Source organism: Rufibacter roseolus, assembly GCF_017916365.1.
Classification (GTDB): Bacteria; Bacteroidota; Bacteroidia; order Cytophagales; family Hymenobacteraceae; genus Nibribacter; species Nibribacter roseolus.
On sequence record NZ_JAFMSU010000002.1, the window covers coordinates 1196134 to 1210791 of the forward strand.

Genomic DNA, 14658 nt, shown 5'->3' on the forward strand with positions numbered 1-14658 from the left:
CGCTCTAAAAAGCATCGGGGCGTTCCAAGGTTGCTTTTATGAAAACAACCCTAAAACGCCCCGATGAGAAGTGGCCTGGATCTGAATTAAACCTAAGCCTAAGGATGACACATTACTGCACCACTACCTGGATGGTTCTAGCCGATGTACCTGTTACCAGCTTGCAGTGGTAGATACCCGGAGCCAGTTTGTTTCCGGTGCCGGTAGAGAGCTTCTGGCTGATGGTGTGGCTGCCTGCAGCTTGCTTACCCAGTGAACGGCTGGTTACCACACGGCCCAGTTGGTCATACACCTGTAGAGACACCTCGGCAGTAGAAGTCAGGTTGTACCGCACAGTCAGCTCGCCGGTTCTGTTGGGGTTAGGGTACGCCACCACCTGTTTGGCCAGAAAGTCTTTGTCTTCTTTAGAAGCCAGGAGGATGCTGGAACTGGTGATCCGCTTGGTGGTATAGACGCGGTATTCGCCGGGTTGCAGGGTGATGGCCTGGTTTACATTGGTCACGTTCAAAGCCTCACCGGTCACAAAATCATACCAGGTACCGGTATTCTGGAACTTGGGATCAATAGTGCCGGAGGTTACCCCGAAGTTACCTATCACCGCCACGTTCATGTCCGGGTCCTGGATGTGGATGGTCTTCATGGTGTTTTGTAAATCCAGGGTATAGTTCCCAGACTCAAAAGCCGGTTCATTGATCTTGAGCTTGATCAGGGCCGCATACACGTTGTAAAGCTTTTTGCGCTCGGCCTCCTGGTAGTAGTTCCACAGAATGGGTTTATCACCGGTACGGCCGTTCTGGTTAATGGACACATCGTAGCCCAGCTCCCCAAACTGCCAGATCATTTTAGGCCCGGGAATGGTGAAGAAAAAGGCCGCGGCCAACTGCATCCGCTGCAAGGCGGTAGCCTGGTTCCTCACGTTGTAAGTGCCTGAGCTGTTACCGTAAGCCAGGGCTTCCACCATCTGGCGCTCTTCATCATGGCTCTCCATGTAACCTACCACATTAGGGCTGGTCCAGCCGCGCTGCTTGTAGGAGATCCAGTTGAAGTTAGAGTTGTCATTGAAGCCCAAAATGGCCTGTTTGTAGTTCCCGTGTAGGTTGCCCCACAACATCATGCCGGCGTTGGCTAAAACTGTTTCTTCGCTGTTATCGGCAAAATGTTCCAGAATCACAAAGGCGCTGTTGTTTACGGTCCAGATGTGGTTGGCCATGCGCTTGAGCAGGTCAATACGGGTTTGGTCATACTGTCCCCAGTTGCTAACGCTGCCCAGGGTGTTTTTCTGGGTAAAGCCTTTAGACAAGTCAAAACGGTAGCCGTCCACTTTGTATTCCTGGAGCCAGAACTCGGTTACCCGGTCTACAAAGTACTTCGTGGCCTCACTCTCATGGTTAAAATCATGGCCTACGTTGAACTCGTGCTTGGGATCTGGGTTAAACCAGGGATTTTCAGGCGTCGTCTTGCCGGTAGCGCTGTTGTAGTACATCTGCACCATCGGCGATTGCCCGTAAGAGTGGTTCAGGGCGATGTCCAGGATCACGGCCATACCGCGGGCGTGCGCCTCGTCAATAAAGCGCTTGAGCATTTCCTTAGGCCCGTAGTACTTGTCCGGCGCGAAGTAGTACACCGAGTTATAGCCCCAGCTCAGGTTGCCCTCAAACTCATGGATTGGCATCAACTCAATGGCGTTCACGCCAAGCCTTTTCAGGTAATTCAGGGTATCGGCTAAGGTTTTATAGTCGTGCTTCTGGATGAAGTCACGCACCAGCAGTTCGTACACCACCAGATCCGTTTTCTTGGGCCGGGCAAAGTTGGCCACTTTCCAGGCATACGCCGTCTGGTTTGTCTGGAAAACCGATACCATACCGGTAGCCTTGCCGGTTGGATAGGCCTTGAGGTTTGGATAGGTCTCCGCAGAGATAAACCGATCCTGGTCAGGGTCCAGGGTTTTCTGGGTATAAGGGTCTCCTACCCTGATAGTCTCATCAATGAGGTACTGGTAGGCGTACTCGCGGCCGGCCACCAGGTTGTCAATCTGTACCCAGTAACGGGTTCCGTCTGGCGTCCGCTTCATGGGGGTGGCCCCTACGGTCCAGTTGTTGAAATCACCAACCACGTACACCGTCTGCTTGTTAGGCGCGAACAGGTTCAGGAGTACGCTGGTAGAGCTCAGGTAAGTAACACCGTCTTTGGCATTGGCAGGGAGGGCCTGCGCCTGGGCTGGCTGACGCACCACAAAGGTGAAGGAATCGGCGGCCATGAGGTTGCCGCTCTCTGCCACCAGCTTTACCTTATTCGCGCCAGGAGTGGAGGCGGTCAGTTGCGTAGAGAGCGTGGTGGCGGAGGCTTCCTCTTTTACTTTCACCCCGTTCACAAAAAGCGAGAGCTTGGCGCTAGCTGAGGAACCGCCCGTGACCTGGATGTAGTCGTTCTGGTTCACGAACAAGCCGTTCATACCGACCGTAGGTTGGCTGAAAGAAACATTGATGGAGCCAGACTGGTAGATGGTTACTTTTATGTCTTTTCCGCCGGTATCCTTGCCTTCTTTCGTTCCGCTGCCATTCCGGAAAACAAACATAAGGGCCTTGATCTCTTCCGCAGCCGGCACGTTGTAGTAGGTTCTTGGGGTAATGGTGATCTGGTACTTGTTGTTGCCCAGGGAAGTCATAAGCGCCGCCGGTGTATTGGTTCCCCAGGGTGCTTTTACGTACCTCCAGTCAGAATCTGAGGTACTCAGGTTGGTAAGCACCCCTGTATGGGCATACACGGGCTCTGAGACATTGGCGAGACCGCCCGTGCCCTTGGTGGCATCAAAGGTGATGGTGACCGGTTCATTGTGTACCGGGAAGGCAGGCGACAAGGTCACCACCTGCGCCTGGGCTACTTGCACCAGCAGCAACACCAGCAACAAGCCAAGCAAACGAAACGTAGTCTTCATGCGATAGGCAGATTAAGTTTAGTGGAGATAAAGCCTCAGCTTTACGAAATCGATTTCCTTGCGAATTTATCAATTTTTAACATGATCTATATTTATTTTTTGACAACTTTCCATCAACCTTAACTAACCAACCACCACAGTTGCACCTTACCTTAAGGAATTGTAACTTAACCCATTCCCAAAACCGCTCCTATGCCTAAGGTTACCCCAACACTCCCTTTAATCCAATCAGATAGCTGGCTCACACCTTATGCCCCGCAGCTTCACCAGCGGATGGCCCGTTTTGAAACCAACCGCCAGAACATAGACAAATACTATGGGTCGCTCATAGAGTACAGCACCTGGCACCACCAGATGGGGCTGCACTATGAACCGGAGAACAATGGCTGGCGCTACCGTGAGTGGGCTCCAGCGGCGCAGGCCTTGTCCCTCATCGGGGATTTTAATTTTTGGGACCGGCAGGCGCACCCCTTGCAACGGCTGGAAAACGGCATCTGGGAAGTCTTTCTGCCCAACGACCAGGTACAGGTGCAGCACGGCCACCGTTTCAAAGTGCATGTAGTGGGTGCTACCGGGCAAGCCACGGACCGTATCTCTCCGTTTACTTTCCGGGCGGTACAGGACCCGCAGACCTATGACTTCTCTGGCCAGTACTGGGCACCGGAGGAAACCTTCACCTGGACCGATGGCGACTTTGACGTGACCAAACTTACGCAACCGCTCATTTATGAGTGCCACGTGGGCATGGCGCAGGAAAAGCACGGCGTAGGCACCTACCGCGAGTTCGCGGACTTTATTTTGCCGCGCGTTAAGGAAACCGGCTATAATTGTTTGCAGCTGATGGCCCTCGCGGAGCACCCGTACTACGGGTCTTTTGGCTATCATGTGTCTAACTTCTTCGCCCCTACTTCCCGCTTCGGGACGCCCGAGGACCTGAAATATTTAGTGAACGAAGCCCACCGTCTGGGTATCGCCGTGGTGATGGATTTGATCCACGCGCACGCGGTAAAGAACATCGCCGAAGGCCTTGCTGATTTTGATGGTTCCGGGGGGCAGTACTTCCACCACGGCTCGCGCGGCCACCACCCAGGTTGGGATTCAAAACTGTTCAACTACGGAGTGCCCGAGGTGCGCCGCTTCCTATTGTCCAACGTGCGTTACTGGCTGGAGGAATTCCACATTGACGGGTTCCGGTACGATGGCGTGACTTCCATGCTGTACCACCACCACGGCGAGGGCGTGGGGTTTGGACATTATGACCGTTACTTTGACCGCAGCGTAGACGAAGACGCAATTCTGTACCTGCAACTGGCCTCTGAACTGACCCATACCTTTGTGCCGGGCGCCATTTTGATTGCCGAGGACATGAGCGGGATGCCGGGCCTTTGCCGACCTCTGGAAGATGGCGGTATCGGGTTTGACTATCGCCTGGGCATGGGCATCCCGGATTACTGGATCAAAACCCTCAAGCACAAACGCGACGAAGACTGGAACCTGGACGAGATCTGGCACGAACTCACCAACCGCCGCGTGGGCGAGAAAACGGTGGCTTACGCAGAGTCGCATGACCAATCTTTGGTGGGTGACAAAACTCTGGCTTTCTGGCTCATGGACAAAGACATGTATTTCAGCATGCGCACCATTGACCAGAACCCAGTCATTGACCGTGGCGTGGCATTGCACAAAATGATCAGGTTACTCACCATGGCGTTGGGCGGCGAGGCCTTCCTGACGTTTATGGGTAATGAGTTCGGGCACCCGGAATGGGTGGATTTCCCGAGGCTGGGCAACAACTGGAGCTACCAGTACGCCCGCCGGCAATGGTCTCTGGTAGATAACCCTGATCTGCGTTACCGCCATATGTGGCAGTTTGAGAAAGACATGCTGACCCTGGCGCAGGAATATAAACTGATGGAGCACGGCGCGGCCGTGAAGTTGCACCAGGACAACCACAACAACGTGATTATCTTCCAGCGGGCGGGGCTTGTTTTCCTCTTCAACTTCCACACCCAAAACTCTATCCCTGACTACAGATTTCCGGTAACGGAAGCCGGAAGCTACCGCCTGATTTTATCCTCTGATACCCCCGAAACCGGCGGCCATGACCGGGTAGACACCACCATCAGGTATTTTACCCAGCCTACTAAATACGGACCAAGACTAAGCATTTACCTGCCCAACAGAACTGCGTTAGTGATGGTTAGGGAAGATTGATTTAAGTGTTTGACCTGTACTTTAATTCTTAACCGGAAAACTGTTTTAGGCCCATTTTCCTTAAAACAAGCTTAAAGCCGATTTCGAAAAAACGCTTAGGTTGAGCCGCAGAAGAGAAGGCCAGTTGCCGGTAATGAGCTGAATTTTCAAAAATAGCTCATTACCGGCAACTGGCCTTTTTGCATACAGCGTCTTTCTCCGCTTGAAGTGATTACCCATTGCTTTTTCAATCTGAAGAAAAGCAACTAACCAAGATTAGTGTTGAAGTTCTGTTATGAAATAGGCCCGTTTAACTCAAGCAGGCAAAAAAGTTTATGATTTCGCAAAGTGCTTCCTGAGGCTTTCGCCTTACTGAGGTTGAAAACTTCAGCCAAGGGTAGGTCCAAGTTAGAAACTTGAACCTGATGAGTGAAAGCGGGAATGAAAGGCCCTGTTCTTGGAAGATCCAGTTCTTGAAAGCTGCTGAGGAATTCACCTGCCGAAAATCTTCCTCAGCTTGTTATAGCAGTAAGGTTGATGTATAACCTTTCTAAGGCTGTTTTACTAAAACTAGGCTTGAAACAGAGAAATACTAATAAAACAAAAAAGGAAAGGCCGGTGCGAGATGTCGCACCGGCCTTTTTATCTAGAGAAAAGAGTTCTTGTCTAACCTATTGTTTTAAAGCAGTTTTGTAGAAAACAGGCTTAAAACCAAGGGGCTGCCTTAGTCCTGGAGTTCCAGGACGCTGTGCAGGTTCTCCATCACCTGGTCGGCGGTAACGCCCCAGGTGAGTTGTTTTACTGCTTTCTGGTTTGCCTCTACCTGTTTCTGGCGCAGGTCAGTATCCTTCAGCAAATTCAGCACGAGTTCGGCTAAACCGGCGGTATCGTTGCAGTCGGCTACGCTGGCCTGGGGCAGCACTTCGGCGGCTCCGGTTTGGTGCGTAATCACCACCGGCAATCCGGCCAGGGTTGCTTCAATAGCAGCCAACCCGAAAGGCTCAGAAAGGGCGGGCAGCAGGAACACGGTAGAATTCTTCAGCAACTCCTCGGCTTTGGCCGGGGCCAGGAAGCCGGTGAAGGTCACGGAATCCTCAATGCCCAAACGGCGCACCATCTGCTTGGCTTCCTCTAGTTGCGGGCCGTGGCCAGCTACAACAAAAGTCACCTCGGGATCTTGCTTCAATACTTGTTTAGCCACTTTCAGGAATTGCAGTGGTCCTTTCTGCGCCACCAAACGACCCAGGAAGGTCACTTGTTTGCGCTTGATAGGGGTTACCGGTGAAGGTATCACTTCATCGGCACCGTTGTACACTACTTGCACTTTCTTAGCCGAAATTCCGTAGCGCTTGGTGATCATTCTGGCGGTTCTTTCGCTTACCGTCAAGATCAGGTCTGCCTCGTTCATGGCTTTGGTCTCCAGTTCGTAGATCCATCCCAGCGGCTCGCCTACCTGGCGGTCAAATGATAGGCTGTGCACATGCACAATCAACGGAACTTTGCGCTGGATCTTGATCTCCATACCCGCCAGGAACGTCATCCAGTCATGGGCATACACTACGTCAAACTCTTTATGGGACGCCAATCTGGCGGCATACCGCGCAAACTGGATAACCTCAAAGTTAAGGGTACCGCGGGCGCCCTGCGCCACGTTAATCTGGGGCTTGCCGCTAGGGAAATTCACCGCAGCCGGTTTGGCAGGCTCTTCTACGACAGGAGCCGCAGCCTCAGCGGTTGTAGCATCAATAACCGCGTCTTCATCATCCATGGAGGGCTCAACCAGCCCGGCAGGCTCTTCATAAGGGAACAGCGCAGCAGGAACCCGGTGCGTGGTAGCAAATCTTTCAAAAGTCTTTTCTACCGGGGCTTGTTTTACTTCGGCTAGGTTCAGTTCATCCAGCCCTACAATCTCAGCATGGTGGTCCAGGGCCGAGTGGTCTGCCTGGGGAACAATCATGGTAAGCTCAACTTGTTTAGCTAATGCCTCTGCCAAATGAAAACAGGCTTTGCCCACTCCTCCATTCAATATTGGTTGGTCTTCCCAACCTAACATTAATACACGCAGTTTTCTCATTATTATTTTTATTCAATTCATTTAAGAATCAAGGGGGAGGTGTCTTGTAAAGATAAGCATCCAACCATCAAGACCAAGTCCTAAGCCACATTTATTTGCCCTTCTTTGTTCAAAAAAGGCGATTAATGTGAAACATTCCGTAATTATGCGGTCCGTTTTCAGAATTTATACGGATTATACTTTTTTACTTACTTTTTCGCCATTGATCTTCATCATGGATAGTACAATTCAAGAAACAAATTACATGATCAACGATCTGGGTGCCAAGCGCGAAGAGTATTTCGCGGGGACCATCCGGCACGTTGAAACAAGTGAAAACGCCGCGGTTTTCATGTGCGACAACCGCGTTGGACTTAAGGTGGAAGCCATCTCAAATCACATACTACGGTTCAAATATACAACAGATGGGAAGTTCTCCCGGGATTTTTCCTACGCCCTTAATCCAGACCGGAAGCAAACGGCGGTAAAGCTGAAGGTGAAGGCCCTGCCAGACCATTTCCGGATCACTACCAAAGATCTCATCTGCACGGTCTCCAACCAGGGGCTCACTACCCGCATCCTGGATAAGTCGGGCACGGTCCTGAATGAGGATGAGAAAGGCTTCCACTGGGAGGAGCACAAGAAATACGGCGGCGACATTGTGAAGATGAGCAAGGTCATTCAGCCCAACGAATTTTTCTACGGTCTAGGCGACAAGCCCGACAACATGAACCTGCGCGACAAGCGTTTCCAGAACTGGGGCTCAGATACCTACGGCTACAAGAAAGGAACCGATCCGCTGTACAAGAACATCAACTTTTTCATGGGTCTGCACCGCAAGCAGGCCTACGGAATCTTTTTTGACAACACGTTCAGGACGTCTTTTGACTTTGGGAAAGAGCGGTCTACGGTAAGCAGTTTCTGGGCCCAGGGCGGCACCATGGAGTACTACTTCATCTACGGTCCTTCCCTTACCCAGGTGGTGGAGAAATACACCACGCTCACCGGACCGCCGGAGTTGCCGCCGCTCTGGTCTTTGGGCTACCACCAGTGCAAATGGAGCTACTACCCAGAATCGGTGGTGAAGAACCTGGCAAAAGGTTTCCGGGACCGGAAAATCCCCTGCGATGCCCTGTACCTGGACATTGACTACATGGACGGTTTCCGGTGCTTCACCTGGAGCCCCACCCACTTCCCTGATCCCAAGCGCCTGGTGCAGGAACTGAAGGAAGACGGTTTTAAGATGGTGGTGATCATTGACCCCGGCATTAAAGTAGACCATGATTACCCGGTGTACCAGGAAGGTATTGAGAACGACTACTTCTGCCGTCGCGCCGATGGACCTTTGTACAAAGGAACCGTTTGGCCAGGCCTGTGCCACTTCCCGGATTTTACCCGCGAGGAGGTGCGTACCTGGTGGTCCGGGCTTTTTAAGGGTCTTATTGAAGAAACGGGCGTAAAAGGGGTTTGGAATGACATGAACGAACCAGCCGTTTTTGAGATTGGCACCTTCCCTAATGACGTGCGCCATTACTATGACGGAGAACCAGGCAGCCACCGCAAAGCCCACAACATTTACGGCATGCAGATGGCCCGCGCCACCTACAACGGGGTAAAACAGTTTTCTTACCCAGACCGGCCTTTCACCATCACCCGCTCAGGCTATGCCGGGGTGCAGCGCTTCGCCTCCGCCTGGACAGGCGACAACATCGCCTCCTGGGACCATCTCTGGCTCGCCAACATCCAATGCCAGCGCCTGAGCATCTCGGGCATGTCTTTCGTGGGCTCTGACATTGGAGGTTTCATTGAGACGCCAGACGGAGAGCTCTACATTAGATGGCTCCAGTTGGGTATTTTCCATCCGTTCTGCCGCACCCACTCTTCCGGAGACCACGGCGACCAGGAGCCCTGGTCGTTCGGCGAGCCGTACACTTCGCTGGCGCGCAAGTTCATTGAGTTGCGTTACCAGCTCCTGCCCTACCTCTACACCACGTTCTGGCAGTACACCTCGCGCGGCACACCCATGCTGCGCCCCCTGGCCCTACTGGACCAAAACGACCCCGAGTGTTACCACCGCATGGCCGAGTTCTCATTAGGCGACAACCTAGTGGTCTGCCCCATCACCCAACCCGGGGTAGAAGGCAGAATTATGTACCTGCCGCAAGGCCACTGGTATAACTTCTGGACCGATGAAATGGCTGCTGGTAAAAGAGAAATCTGGGCAGATGCGCCTTTAGAGAAGGTACCAATGTTTGTGAAAGCCGGAGCCGTGCTGCCGTTCTACCCAGTGCAACAGTACGTGGGCGAACTTGCGGTAGCAGAAGTAACCTTGCATGTCTACTACGGCCAGCAAATCTGCGTGAGCGAGCTCTACGAAGACGGCGGCGAGGGTTACGGCTACGCCGAAGGGAAATTCCAGCAGAAGACTTTCCAAACCAGCGCGGTAGATGGCGTGTTCACCGTAATGCAGGAGCGGACCGGTGAAGGCACCGATGCTTACCAAGACTACAAAATCGTCATCCACGGGCTGCCAGTTGCAACCGCCAGCGTCCTGGCAGATGGACAAGAAGTTGCGTGGGAATCAAATGCAGAAACCAACCTGGTTACGGTGACCGTACCATCAGAATTCAATACACTGCAACTGCAGGGAATTTCAGCAAGCAAATCATAAAGGTGTATCCGGGGCATTGACGCTCCGGGTAAACTTTGGTAATCATCCGGGTAGCCGAATTAGTCTATGTTAGGCTTGAACTAAAGACAAAGAGGCAGCGCCTGGTCATAAAAAAGAGAGTCTGTTTTGAAGGAGTTTTTAAGTAAACATCCTCAAAACAGACTCTCTTTCTTTGTTGTTATTTGCTTCTGGCGCTAACCAGAACTATTCCTGGCTTGTGCTCAAGGCAAGCTGGTAGGCCCGCTCATAATGCACCAGCAGTTTTTTCCAGTCAAACATCTCAGACAGGCCTTCCACTTTATTGCGCTGGGTAATGCGCTCGCGGCGGCTCATTTCTACAAAATCAAAAAGGTCACGGGTGAGCTGCTCGGCAGAATCATCAAAGCTGCGCTCGTGCCGGTCTACCACGTAAATGCCTTTGTCTTTGTGTTTCTTCACGTTCTTCTTCACGTAATCCCCGAAGCCTGACAAATCACTCGTCACGGCCGGGATACCGCTGGCTACGCATTCCAGCGGGGTATAGCCCCACGGCTCATAGTAGCTCGGGAAAATACCCAGGTGACAGCCGCGCACAAACTGCCCGTACTCCATCCCAAACAGTGGGTTGGTGGGCGAAATGAAATCTGGATGGTACACTATTTTCACCCGGTCATCTGCGTTGTTCACCAGGTTGGAACTCCGCAGGAAATGCAGGATCTCGTCATTCTGGTCATTGACCAGGTTATGGGTTACTACCGGGGGCAACTGGTGCGTTTTCCAGGATTGGATGGTGCGGCGGTACCGTAGTTTCCAGTAATCATCAACGTAATCGTTCAGCTCGGGCAGTTTATACTCGGTGCTGGCGGCGGCGTCGTAGAAGAGGCGCTCTCCAATCTGGTCTTTGATAGCCTCACAGGTGTCCTGGATTTCCTCCATCAAAGCCTTGGAATGGAGTACGCCCGGGTTAATAGAGTAGAACGGCTGCTTGGTCACAAAGAACATCACCACCGTCATGTCGCTCTTGGCCTGTTTCATGCGATAGTTTAGCCGCGCCAAAGCCTCTAGGGTAAGGTCAAAACCTTTGTTGCGGTACTCAAACCGGCCCGAGGTAAACAAGTAGATGGTCTTGTCCAGGTCAAAGGGGAAACTCTGGAAAAAGTGCCCCATCACAAACCGGTGAATACGCTTCTTGTACGTCAAATGCAGGTTCTGGAACTCGTGCATGGCCGTGAAGCGCCTGATGTTCAACCCGTTGGGCAACACCGTATCCGGAATCCGGTCCAGCAGGTAAATACACTCCCGCACCGTTACCTCACTTACCGTAGTGAACACGTGCGCCCCGTGCGCCGCAGCCCTTTCAATGGACACGGCCGGCTCAATATTGAAATGCCGGGCTTCATGCTGCCAGTCTACGGAGGTGAGCTGGTCATAGAAGTTGGGGTCGTTCATGGCCAGGTAGCGGCCCAGCAGCGTGGCGTGCGTGGTGAACACAATTTTCACCGGAACCTGGTCCCGGCGCAGATCAGGAATGGCCGAGCCTACCATCCACTCATGGAAGTGGGCTACCACTTGGGTCTTGCCAGACAGCAAGGAAATGAAGCGTCTTACCAGTTGCCCAAAGGCCAGTACCTGGTTCAGCAGGTCCTCGTTGGAAGTGGGGATCTTATGGTCTTCCCACAGCAGGTACTTGATCTCGCCCAGTTGCCCGAAGGCGCTGAACGGGTTGATCAGCACAATTCTGGGGCGGCCGGTTACCAGCCAGTTGCCATAGTAGCACTCAACCCCTTGTGCCCGCAGTTCCAGCACCGCCTGGCCGTACACATCTGAGTAGTCATCAGAAGGCTCAAACTCGTGGGCGGCCTGTTGCGGGAAAAAGGGGCCAATGAGGCAGTACTGATCACCCCAATACTCAATCATGGCGGGTACTTTGGAGCGGATCACCGTATAGATACCACCTACTTGGTTACACGCTTCCCAGGCTATTTCCAGAAGATGCGGAGATGCAGAAGACGATTGTTGCATGGAAGGGTCATTTTAGAGCTATTTTACTCAAATTAGGGTAAAAGGGATATATAAAAATGAATTTATTTACATTCTGCTAAATCTCTCTGGCAGCATTTTTCCCTCCCCGTTTATAACCCCTTCAGCGTCAGACCAGATGTAAATTGCATGATATTCAAAGCTAGAAATTATTTACAGATTTCATACCCCGGCACCAGAATAGCCCCGCACATTTTGAGAAATAAAGTTTCTGCTTGGCTTCCACGCCTGCCAATTGAATACATCCACTTGTTTTTAAAGATGGCTACAGGAATGCATACGAGGTTACAGGGTAACCCAGCTACAGTTTACCAGATGCGAGACGACCTTACATTGTATCGTCGTTATCCGGCGTGATGAATGGGCTCTGCCTTTCTTATACAACAAGGCTCGCTATTTTATTTAGGAGGCGACTTTTTCCTACATGAGTTAAACAAAAAACTAAATTTGGTCTATACGTCAATTCCGGCCGGTGAAAAAGCCTGGACGTAATTACCCCATTATTGCACACCACAAAAAACAAAAACTATGAGCATTGTATATGAAGGGCACGTGATCTGGGCGCAGGTAGACGCCAACATGCACCTTCGCCACTCGGCGTACGCCGATTTTGCCGCCCAGGCCCGTATTTCCATGCTGAACAGCCTGGGACTGGATTTTAAGACTTTCCAGCACTTGAAACTGGGTCCCATTCTGTTCCGCGAGGAGTTGCAGTACCTGCGTGAGGTAGGCATCAACGATAACATCAAGATTGAAACGGTGTTGACCAAGTCCCGCGCCGATGGCTCCCGCTGGAGCATCCGCCATGAGTTGTTCCGCGGCGATGGCGTGAAGGCGGCCATCATCATTGTGGAAGGTGCCTGGATGGACCTTGCCAAACGCAAACTGGCGGCCCTGCCCGAGGACCTGGCTCAGAAATTCATGAGCCTACCACAGGCCGAGGATTTCGTACTGGAATAAATATTCTGTTCAGGGGCTGTTTTCAGGAAATCGGCCCCTGAACGGGAAACCAACAGCTATTTTCGGGTAGCCGCTTTCAGTTCTTCTTTGCGTAGCTAAATTAGGGGCATGATACAACTCTTCACCCCTCCCAAACTGGGCCACAAACGAAGTGCGCCCAAACTCCTTTTCCTTTCTTTCCTCTTCACGGCCCAGGTTGGTTTCGCCCAGACCCAGAACCCCGTGGTAGACAGCATTGTGAAAGAAGCCACCCAGAACTCTCAACTGGAAACTTTGGCCCACGAACTCATGGACGTGATTGGTCCGCGCCTGGTGGGCACACCCCAGATGCAGCAGGCCAACGACTGGGCTGTGGCCAAGTACAAAGGCTGGGGCATAACAGCCCGAAACGAGAAATGGGGCGAATGGCGCGGCTGGCAAAGAGGCGTCTCCCATATAGATATGGTTTACCCGCGGGTAAAATCGCTGGAAGGCATGCAACTGGCCTGGAGCCCCAGCACCAAAGGCAAAGGCGTCACCGCCGAGACCATCACCCTCCCCGAGACCGTGACCGACTCCCTGGCTTTCCAGAGATGGCTACCCAGTGTGAAAGGCAAATTCGTGCTCATCTCCATGCCGCAACCCACTGGCCGCCCCGACTACAACTGGCAGGAATTCGCTACGAAGGAATCTTTTGAAAAAATGAAAGCCGAACGCACGGCCCAAACTGAGGCCTGGCGCACGAAGATGAGCAAGATGGGCTACACCACCCGCACCTTGCCGGTTGCCTTGGAAAAAGCCGGTGCCGCTGGCGTGGTCATGTCTAACTGGTCCAGCGGATTTGGCGTGAACAAGATCTTCAGTGCCTACACCAAGAAAATCCCTACAGTAGACATTGCGCTGGAAGATTATGGATTGCTGTACCGTCTCACGGCCTCGGGGCAGAAGCCTAAAATCCAGGTTCAAGCGGAGTCAAAGGAGCGCGGCATGGTGCCTACCTTCAACACCATCGCGGAGATGAAAGGCACCCAGAAACCAGACGAGTACGTGGTCCTTTCGGCGCACTTTGACTCCTGGGACGGCGGCACCGGCGCCACCGATAACGGTACCGGTACCCTGGTGATGATGGAGGCCATGCGCATCCTTAAGAAGATCTACCCTAACCCTAAAAGAACCATCCTGGTAGGCCACTGGGGAAGCGAAGAACAAGGACTGAACGGCTCCCGCGCCTTTGTGGAAGACCATCCCGAGATTGTAAGCAAAATCCAGGCGGTGTTCAACCAGGACAACGGTACTGGCCGCGTCGCCAACTTGGCCGGCTCAGGGTTCCTGCACTCGTATGAGTACCTCAACCGCTGGTTCGCGCCCGTACCCGAGAACATCCGGACCCACATCCAGACGAACTTTCCGGGTTCCCCGGCCGGAGGCGGATCTGACCACTCCTCGTTTGTGGCCGCCGGTGCCCCTGCCTTCTCCCTCAGTTCTCTGAGCTGGTCTTACGCCACCTACACCTGGCACACGAATCGTGACACCTATGACAAGATCGTGTTTGACGATGTGCGCAGCAACGCCATTCTCACCGCCATCTTAGCCTACATGGCCAGCGAGGACCCCACTACCACTTCCCGCGACCGCAGTGTGTTACCGGTAAACCAGAGAACCGGCCAACCCGGCATCTGGCCGCCCCAAACCAAACCTACCCGCATAGGCGGAGTTGATTGATCCAATGATTGGTTGATTGATTGATCTTCCTTTACCTTGACAGGCCAACCCTATGCGGGTTGGTATTTCTAAACACAGCAAGGCCTCTGAGAGCAACAGGTGCACCACCTGAAACTTACAGAGGCC

The 14658-nt window shown here is 52.7% G+C and carries 7 protein-coding genes; 4 read left to right on the forward strand and 3 right to left on the reverse strand.

Annotated elements, in window-relative coordinates; all coding sequences use genetic code 11:
* Positions 1-112 precede the first annotated feature (112 nt).
* The gene (locus tag J3P35_RS13960) at positions 113-2935 is read right to left on the reverse strand and encodes a DUF4961 domain-containing protein (RefSeq protein WP_210465194.1); all 2823 of its coding nucleotides are present in this window, start codon (positions 2933-2935) and stop codon (positions 113-115) included.
* 192 nt (positions 2936-3127) lie between these two features.
* Here J3P35_RS13960 and J3P35_RS13965 point away from each other — a divergent pair, with 192 nt between their 5' ends.
* On the forward strand, positions 3128-5149 hold the full coding sequence (locus tag J3P35_RS13965; RefSeq protein ID WP_210465195.1) for an alpha amylase C-terminal domain-containing protein: 2022 nt from the start codon (positions 3128-3130) through the stop codon (positions 5147-5149).
* Between the two features lie 703 nt (positions 5150-5852).
* Here J3P35_RS13965 and J3P35_RS13970 read toward each other — a convergent pair.
* On the reverse strand, positions 5853-7121 hold the full coding sequence (locus J3P35_RS13970) for a glycosyltransferase family 4 protein (RefSeq protein ID WP_210465196.1): 1269 nt from the start codon (positions 7119-7121) through the stop codon (positions 5853-5855).
* Between the two features lie 325 nt (positions 7122-7446).
* Here J3P35_RS13970 and J3P35_RS13975 point away from each other — a divergent pair, with 325 nt between their 5' ends.
* Complete coding sequence (locus J3P35_RS13975; RefSeq protein WP_210465197.1) at positions 7447-9852, forward strand: glycoside hydrolase family 31 protein; 2406 nt, start codon at positions 7447-7449, stop codon at positions 9850-9852.
* 204 nt (positions 9853-10056) lie between these two features.
* Here J3P35_RS13975 and J3P35_RS13980 read toward each other — a convergent pair whose 3' ends face one another.
* Complete coding sequence (locus tag J3P35_RS13980; protein WP_210465198.1) at positions 10057-11853, reverse strand: glycosyltransferase; 1797 nt, start codon at positions 11851-11853, stop codon at positions 10057-10059.
* A gap of 546 nt (positions 11854-12399) precedes the next feature.
* On the opposite strand from J3P35_RS13980, the gene J3P35_RS13985 reads away from it, so the two are divergent.
* On the forward strand, positions 12400-12831 hold the full coding sequence (locus tag J3P35_RS13985) for an acyl-CoA thioesterase (RefSeq protein ID WP_210465199.1): 432 nt from the start codon (positions 12400-12402) through the stop codon (positions 12829-12831).
* Between the two features lie 108 nt (positions 12832-12939).
* Entirely contained in the window at positions 12940-14532 is a 1593-nt protein-coding gene (locus J3P35_RS13990) for a M20/M25/M40 family metallo-hydrolase (RefSeq protein WP_210465200.1), read from the forward strand.
* The last annotated feature ends 126 nt before the right edge of the window (positions 14533-14658 follow it).